General features: G+C 72.2%; 7 protein-coding genes. 2 read left to right on the top strand and 5 right to left on the bottom strand.

From position 1 onward, the window contains the following. Window positions 1-133: 133 nt before the first annotated feature. On the bottom strand, window positions 134-916 hold the full coding sequence (locus C1I98_RS31960; protein WP_111171090.1) for a L,D-transpeptidase family protein: 783 nt from the start codon (window positions 914-916) through the stop codon (window positions 134-136). Window positions 917-1275: 359 nt separating this feature from the next. Here C1I98_RS31960 and C1I98_RS43270 point away from each other — a divergent pair, with 359 nt between their 5' ends. After that, window positions 1276-2004 carry a hypothetical protein gene (locus C1I98_RS43270; RefSeq protein ID WP_199537361.1) on the top strand — a complete coding sequence of 243 codons (729 nt, stop codon included), beginning with the start codon at window positions 1276-1278 and terminating at the stop codon, window positions 2002-2004. Between the two features lie 72 nt (window positions 2005-2076). Here C1I98_RS43270 and C1I98_RS31950 read toward each other — a convergent pair whose 3' ends face one another. From C1I98_RS31950 to C1I98_RS31940, 3 genes are read right to left on the bottom strand one after another with little or no spacing between them, the layout of a single operon-like run. Next, window positions 2077-3654 carry an N-acyl-D-amino-acid deacylase family protein gene (locus C1I98_RS31950; protein WP_111171089.1) on the bottom strand — a complete coding sequence of 526 codons (1578 nt, stop codon included), beginning with the start codon at window positions 3652-3654 and terminating at the stop codon, window positions 2077-2079. Next, window positions 3651-4481: a hypothetical protein gene (locus C1I98_RS31945; protein ID WP_146607764.1), complete on the bottom strand. Its 831-nt coding sequence runs from the start codon at window positions 4479-4481 to the stop codon at window positions 3651-3653. Before C1I98_RS31945 ends, C1I98_RS31950 begins: the two co-directional genes overlap by 4 nt. Window positions 4482-4488: 7 nt before the next feature. After that, entirely contained in the window at window positions 4489-5865 is a 1377-nt protein-coding gene (locus tag C1I98_RS31940) for a Na+/H+ antiporter NhaC family protein (protein ID WP_158558265.1), read from the bottom strand. Window positions 5866-6115: 250 nt separating this feature from the next. On the opposite strand from C1I98_RS31940, the gene C1I98_RS31935 reads away from it, so the two are divergent. Then, window positions 6116-6835, top strand: coding sequence for a B3/B4 domain-containing protein (locus C1I98_RS31935; RefSeq protein ID WP_111171086.1), 720 nt, complete (start codon window positions 6116-6118; stop codon window positions 6833-6835). Here the strand turns inward: C1I98_RS31935 and C1I98_RS31930 are convergent. Beyond that, window positions 6825-7202, bottom strand: coding sequence for a hypothetical protein (locus tag C1I98_RS31930; RefSeq protein WP_146607763.1), 378 nt, complete (start codon window positions 7200-7202; stop codon window positions 6825-6827). The two genes, C1I98_RS31935 and C1I98_RS31930, sit on opposite strands and share 11 nt — an antisense overlap. Window positions 7203-7468: the final 266 nt, after the last annotated feature.

Here is a 7468-nt window from a genome sequence, read left to right as displayed (position 1 = left end):
GACATGGGCGGCCGGGGCGGGCGGCCGGTGGCCGAGGGCGCGGCGGGCATCGTGTGGGCCGCCACGCTGCCCGACGACGGGCCGACCGGCGGGTTCTTCCGCGACCGCAAACCGGTCCCGTGGTGAGGCGGGGTCAGCGGCCGCGCATCCTTCCGTGCCGGCCGTGACCGGCGTGTCCTCCGCGCCTGTCGTACCTTTCGTACTCGCGGTTCCACACCTCGCGTCCCTCGCGGACGTACACCGGCTCGCCCACGCCCACCATCCGGTAGAGGCGGTCGGCGACGTGCATGGGCAGCCGCACGCAACCGTGCGAGGCGGGGCGCGGCGGGACCTTGGTGGAGCCGTGCATGGCGATGCCGCCGTTGAAGTACAGCGAGTTGTACATCGAGCCCAGCGGGCCGGTGGTCCAGCCCGGTGACTTGCTGGTGACCCGGTAGTCGCCGACCGGGGTCACCGCGTCGCCGCACCTGCCGTTGTGGCAGTAGTGGACCTCCGCGCCGGTGGAGACGTGCGAGATCAGCACCGGGCGGTGCGCGCGGTAGACTGTGAGGAGCTGGCGGCCGAGGTTGATCTCGACCCGGTCGGCGGCGCCGCCCGGGACCATGGCCTGCGGCGCCCGCCTGCGGTCGATGGCCCGCCAGACGTACTCGTCGGCGGCGGCGCGCGTGGGCAGCCCCCTGGACTTCTGGAAGGCCCACAGGGCGGTCGTCGTCTCGTGCCCGAACCGCCCGTTGACCGGTCCCGGGTCGAAGCCGAGCCGGTCGAGCGCGCGTTGCAGGCGCTTCACCTCCATCCCCGAGTCACCGGGGCGCAGGACCTCGGAGCCGGCGGCGGCCGGTGCCGCGGCGGCGATCCCGGCCGCGCCCGCGGTCCCGGCGAGAACGACGACAGCGGCGAAGGGCGCTACATATTTCATCACAATCCATTGATTACCCGGAATGCATGAGAAAGCAGCCTAGATCCATTTAGATAGGTCGCAAAGTTTCCATCATTCCCCCCAGCATATCCGGATAAAACGGATATTGCATACTACTCATCGCTATTCTCAAATAACGCCTCACAAGTGGGCTAGAATCGCGATGCCGTAGGGCACGTAGGGATTTCCGTTTACTGTGACATCCATTGCCGTAGGCTAGGAGATATTCGTGCGTGGCCTTCTCTACCTGGGGGTATCCCTGGACTGCCCCGCTATCGCGAGGTAACGGTAGATCGGTCCTATGGGATCGTGATTGACACGGGAATCACATGACTTCTCAGACTAAGAGATGGGCTCCGGTGCTTCGCTCCGGTTCGCGCGCCCTGGCCACGGCGGCCGCCCTGACAATGGCGGGCGCCGCGCTGGTCGCGTCGTCCCAGGCGCCCGCCACGGCCGGCACCGCCGGTCCCAAGGGCATCAGCACGCAGGTCAGCGTCACCGGCGAGAAGCCGCTGCTCGGCTGCCACGGCCGCAGGTGCCACCGCCGCTGCTGGCACCGTCCCTGCTGGCGTCACTGGGGCCACCACGGCAAGCACCACAAGGGCGAGCGCGGCGAGCGCGGCGAGCGCGGTCCGGCCGGTCCCGCAGGCCCGGCGGGCCCCGCCGGTCCTCCCGGTCCGCCTGGACCTCCCGGGCCGCCTGGAAAGAAGTCCGAGGACAAGTGGTCGGACGACAAGTGGTCGGACGACAAGAAGTCCGGCGACAAGTGGTACGACGAAGAGGAGACGTCCCTGCCGTCGATCGGTGAGGACGACAAGAAGTCCGGCAAGAAGCCGAAGCCCGACAAGAAGAAGGAGTGGGAGGACTCCGAGGACACCAGCGGAGACTCCGGCGACGACTCGGGTGACAACTCCGACGCCGCCGAGTTCTTCCGGTGGGTGCTGGAGAGCGAGCGGGCCAGCGGCTCCCAGGGGAGCAGCCGGACCAGCGGCAAGGCGCCTTCGAGCACGCCCGCGCAGGCCGGCGCGCCCGCGCAGTCGAGTGCCCAGCCGGTGTCGGCTCAGTTCCCGGTTCGCCCGGCGATGTGAGTCCGGCCCACGGATTCAGGTGCCGCGCCCGGGCCTGCCCAGGCGCGGCACCCGCGTTGCGGGCGCGCTCCTTCAGGAGCGCGCCGGCAGCAGGCGGCGGCCGGCCCGCACACCGAGGTGCCGGCCGTTCGCCACGGTGAGCCGCCCGGCCTGCGCCACCCAGGCGATGCCTTCGGGCGCGCCGGCCGGATCGTGGTAGTCGCCCGTGTCCCGTACCGTGACCGGGTCGAAGGCGACCAGGTCGGCGATCAGGCCCGGGGCGATCCTGCCCCGGTCCGGGACGCCGAACCACGCGGCGGGCAGCGCGGTCATCCGCCGGACGGCCTCGCCCAGCGTCAGCACTCCGGCCTCGCGCACGTAGCGGCCGAGAATCCGGGGGAAGGTGCCGTAAAGGCGCGGATGGGGGCGTCCGGCCGTGCCCGGTGGGAGGCCGTCGCTGCCGATCATCGTGTGCGGGTGGGCGAGGGCGGCGCGTACGTCGTCCTCGTCCATCCAGAACGTCACCGCCGACACCCGCAACCGCTCCGAGACCAGCACGTGGATCAGCGCCGCGACGGGGTCGGCGCGAAGGTCCGCGGCGACCTCGGCGAGCGTGCGCCCGACGTGCGCGCCGCTCGCCGTGTCGGTGATCAGCATGGCGTCCCAGCCCGCCAGGGCCACGCGGTTCTCCCACCCGGGCGGGCCGTCGGCGAGGTCGCGGGCCAGCCTGCGGGCCACGTCCGGCGCGCACAGCCTGGCGAGGACCGCGGGAGCGTCGCCCGCCAGGTAGGACGGCGGCAGCGCGGCGGTCAGCGACGTGGCGGAGGCCGCATAGGGGTAGGCGTCCTGGCGGACCGCGAGGCCCGTCTCGCGGGCGCGGTCCAGTAGCGCGAGTGCGCGGACGACGCCGCCGCGGTTGGGCCGTCCGACCGACTTCAGGTGGGAGATCTGGGTGCGGCAGCCGGCCTCGGCGGCGACGCGCAGCGCCTCTTCGATGGCGGGGATCAGGTGCGCGCCCTCGGCGCGCAGGTGGGTGGCGTACACCCGGTCCGGGCCGAGGGCGGCGGCGAGCGCGGTCAGTTCCTCGGTGGCGGCGTACGCGCCGGGCGGGTAGATCAGCCCGCTGGACAGGCCGAACGCGCCAGCCTCCAGCGCCTCATCGAGCCGCCGCCGCATCTGCGCCAGCTCACCGGGCTCGGGCGGCCGGTCGGCGATGCCGAACGCGGCCACGCGCAGCGTGCCGTGGCCGACCAGAGGGCAGTTGTTCGTGACGTAACCGGCGGCGTCGGCCGCGGCGAGGAAGTCGGGGAACCCCGTCCAGGTGGGCTCCACGCGGGGGAACAGCCGGGAGACGTACTCGTCGTAGGTGGCGGCGTCGCCGCGCGGCGCGAGGCTGAAGCCGCAGTTGCCGACGATCTCGGTGGTGACGCCCTGGAGGATCTTCGTGGTGTCGTCGGCGGCCAGGAAGGGGGCGTTGTCGGCGTGCGAGTGCGCGTCGATGAAGCCGGGCGCGACGACCAGCCCGCTCGCATCGATCTGCGGCACACCGGAGAACGCCCCGGGCGCGCCCACCGCCGCGATCCGCTCCCCCTCCACCAGCACATCGGCGGGTTCAGGCTCGCCACCCCTGCCATCGGCCACCAGCCCACCGCTCACCACGTACCGGCTCATGCGGAGACGGGCGGGAAGCCCAGTTCGGTGAGGGTGGTGGTGATGAGGGCGCGCAGCAGGGGGCCGGCCTCGGTCTCGTGGTCGTCGAGGACCGGGGTGCCCGCGGCGACCCGTTCGAGGTAGGTCTCGCGGCCGTGCGCGTACGGCAGGGCGGTGAGCGCCGCCGCCAGAACCGCCCGAGGGCCCGAGCGGGCGACCGCCACCGCGTGGGTGCGCAGCACCAGTTCGTCGGGGAAGTTGGCCCAGCCGCACTTGACCGCGACCTCATCGGGGGCGCAGCCGAGCGCCGCGGCCACCGGGCCGGGCAGGCCGAAGTTCTGTTCGGTCTCCCGCATCCAGGTGAGCAGCGTCCCGGCGACCGGGTCGCCGCCGATCTCGGCCAGGGCGAGCGCACCGTAGGCGGCGGCGACCTCCTCGGCGGTCACCTCCACACCGCCGAACCAGTAGGGGTCGGTGGGCGAGGGCACCCAGGTCACGCCGGTACGGCGGCCCAGCAGGTCGAGCACCGCGCGTGGCCCCGCCGAGAACCAGAGGTCCAGGGTGGTGGCGTTGTCCGAGACGCGGACGGCGGGCTCGGCGGCCGAGCGCCAGCGGTCCGGGCCGCCGCCGCCGGTGTCGCGGGTGTCGCCGGAGAAGGACCCGGCGGTGAAGGAGGGGTGGGCGGCCCAGGCGTACAGCGGCTTGAGCAGGGAGGCGCAGCGCAGCCGGACGGCGCCGTGGCGGGCGAAGACGGCGCGGGCGGGCGCGCCGCCGTACCCGAGGGTGAACCCGGCGGCCTGCGCGCCCGCGCCGGGCGGCAGGTCGCGGAACATCTCATGAAAGCTCATCGGCGTCTCACGTGTAGACGGCCAGCAGCAGCAGGTAAAGGCCGACGACCGGGATCATAACCAGCCAGCATGACAGGAGCTGCCATTTCAGGGAATTGGATTCCGCCAATCCCATCTGGCCGATCATGTCCGGGTTGGGGAACGGGCCCAGGCCGTCTGTCTGCGCGCTGGCCAGCAGCACCGTGGTCCAGGCGGCCGGGCTGATCCCGAGGGCGGTGGCGACCGGCCCGAAGACCTTGGCCAGCAGTACGGCCTGCGCCGCCGCCGCGCCCGCCACGCCGACCCAGCCCACCAGCGCCACCGCGACGGCGAACAGGTACGGCCCGAGGGCCGACAGCCCGCCGCCGAACTGCGCCACGATGGCGTCGTAGGGCTTCATCGAGTCGATCAGTTTGAACAGGATGGCCAGCAGCCAGAACAGGAAGAAGATGCCGAGCAGCCGGGAGGCCCCCGTGTAGAAGGCGTCCATGATCTTGCCTGGCGCCGTCCAGGATGCCAGCCCCACGACGGTCATCAGCAGCACCATGGCGATCGGCACGAACGTCGCGCCGGCCTTGGTCCAGGCGGCGAAGACGACCAGGACGACGAAGGTCGCAAGGAAGGCCGCGGTGGCCCGCTTGACCGAGGGGGTGGCGGCGGCCCGCTCGGGGTGAGCGGCGCGCTCGGGCGGGTAGGCGAACCGGCCCTCGGTTCGGCGCTGGTTCCACGACACCACCAGGAAGCCGGCGAACCAGATCATCAGCGCGACCGGGCCGCCCGCCGTGAGGACGTACTGCCCCCAGCTCACCGGAGCGGACTGGAAGACCGCGATGGTGGCGGGCGCGAACGGGCTGAGGATCAGTCCGGCCAGGCCGCTGAAGAAGAACATCGCCGCGGTGGCGGGCGGGGTATAGCCGACGACCGCCGCGATCGGGATGATGATGGGCGCGACGATCGCCACCGAGCCGGCCAGCGTGCCGAGCGAGAAGGCCAGTACCGTGCAGGCCAGCATGACGCCGACGCGGACCCGCACGCGGGTGTCCACGCCGATCTTCTCGACGATGCCCATCACCATGTAGTCGGCGACGCCCGTGCGGCGGATGACCTCGCCGAGTCCCGCGCCGAGCATGATGATCACGCCGAGCAGCGCGACGAAGTCGCCCAACGCTTCGAGCAGCAGGCCGCCGATCTCCAGGGGCGGGACGCGGGCCAGGATGATGCCGCAGATGATCGCGGCCATCGTGGCGAGCACCATGTCGACGCCGAACAGCGCCAGGAACGCGTAGACCACGACGGGGAGGAGGCCCCACAGGCCGGGCTGGGGCGCCCAGAGCGCGACCGAAATGCTGACCAGGAGCGCGACCATGAGGAGCACCGCGGCGGCGGCGCGCTGCCGCCGCGACATCTCGATCCGATATATGTTCGCAGGTGAAGTGGGTTCCGCCGACATACCTGGTTCCTTCACAGATTCGTGCACAGCGTAACTGGCCAGTACCGGTCTGCCAATATCGGACGACCGAAGTTATCTATGCGGCCGAATCGGACTCGGCCTGATGGCCCACTGGGCACGGCCCCGATCGGACCTGTTCGGCGGGCCACCCGCTCGGCATGGTGTATCCATTGCCCAAGTCCCATCCGAATACGGCAAGGAATCCATGTACATCCAGCACAGCGCGGCCATCTGGGCGGACCACCCCGAACTCGTCGCCGGCGCGGTACACGCCACGGGCATCGAGCCCGGCGTGTCCGTCGCCGCGCGGGCCGAGCCCTTCTACGCCACCGCGCGCGAGCGGCTGGCCACCGGCCCGGAGAGCGAGTTCCCCGAGATCCAGGCGTGGCGGCGCACGTTCACGCGGATGGGGCTCAAGCCCACGCAGTACCGCTGCGCGTCGGAGTCGCTGCTGCGCCGCTTCCGCAAGGAGGGGGCGCTGCCCCGGATCCACCCGTTGATCGACCTGTGCAACGCGGTGTCGCTGGCCTACGCGATCCCGGTCGCGGCGCTGGACCTGACGCGCATCACGGGCGGGCTCGAAGTGCGCCCGGCTACGGGCGAGGAGGAGTACGAGACCTTCGGCGGCGACACCGAGCACCCCGCCCCGGGCGAGGTGACCTTCGCGGATGAGGCGGGGCGCGCCCACGCCAGGCGCTGGACCAACCGGCAGAGCGGCCTTTCCGCGGTGCGCGACGCCACGACCTCGGTCCTGATCATCGCCGAGGCCACGCACGAGTCCGCGTACGCCGACGTGCCAAGGCTGATCGAGGCCCTGGCCGGCGAGCTGCGCGCGCTGTGGCCGGTCGCCCCGGCCACGGCCGTGCTCTCCTGGGACTCGCCGCGCTTCACGATGCCCGCGCCGGAGGAGGCGCTCAGGCGCTGATCTCCTCGATCAGCTGGTCGAGGAACACGGGGGCGCGGGCCAACACCTCCGAGGTGTACTCGTCGAACACGGCCAGCGCCTCCCGGACCCCGGCGGTGGCGTGGCCGGGCAGGTCGAGCAGCACCCGCTCCTCGACGGACACGTCGCCGCCCACGTGGAAGACGTCGTCACCGGCGGCCAGGGTGACGGCGAAGCGGGCCACCCGCCCGTCCGGCAGTACGAAGTCGGTGCCGACGATCGCGCGGGCGGGATCGAGCCGGGAAAGCGGCTCACGCCGGATGAAGGGGTGCCGCAGCATCGCGAACCCCTCCGCCGCGCGGCACAACGCGGCGAGCAGATCGGCCGCCGCCCGGCTCTCGCTGTCCACCAATAGAGGGTAGATCACTTCCACCCCGCACGTCAGCCCGCCACCGGAACGCGATCCACACCCGAAGCCCGCACAGGACCACCCCGCACAGAGCCGCCGCACACAGGACCGCCGCGCACAGGACCCGGCGAGCCGGGTCGGCGGACCCGGGCGCACCCTGACGCCTGGCGTGCCGCGTGTGGCGCAGGGCCCGGCCGGTACTCGGGCTCCGGGCGTGACCAGCGGGTGCGGCGGTGTGGCGGGGCGGGGGCCGGTATGGTGGCGGT

The sequence above is a fragment of the Spongiactinospora gelatinilytica genome (assembly GCF_003236385.1).
Taxonomy (GTDB): Bacteria; Actinomycetota; Actinomycetes; order Streptosporangiales; family Streptosporangiaceae; genus Spongiactinospora; species Spongiactinospora gelatinilytica.
The sequence above is the reverse complement of the archived record's forward strand: the minus strand, read 5'-3'. Positions and strand labels throughout refer to the sequence as shown.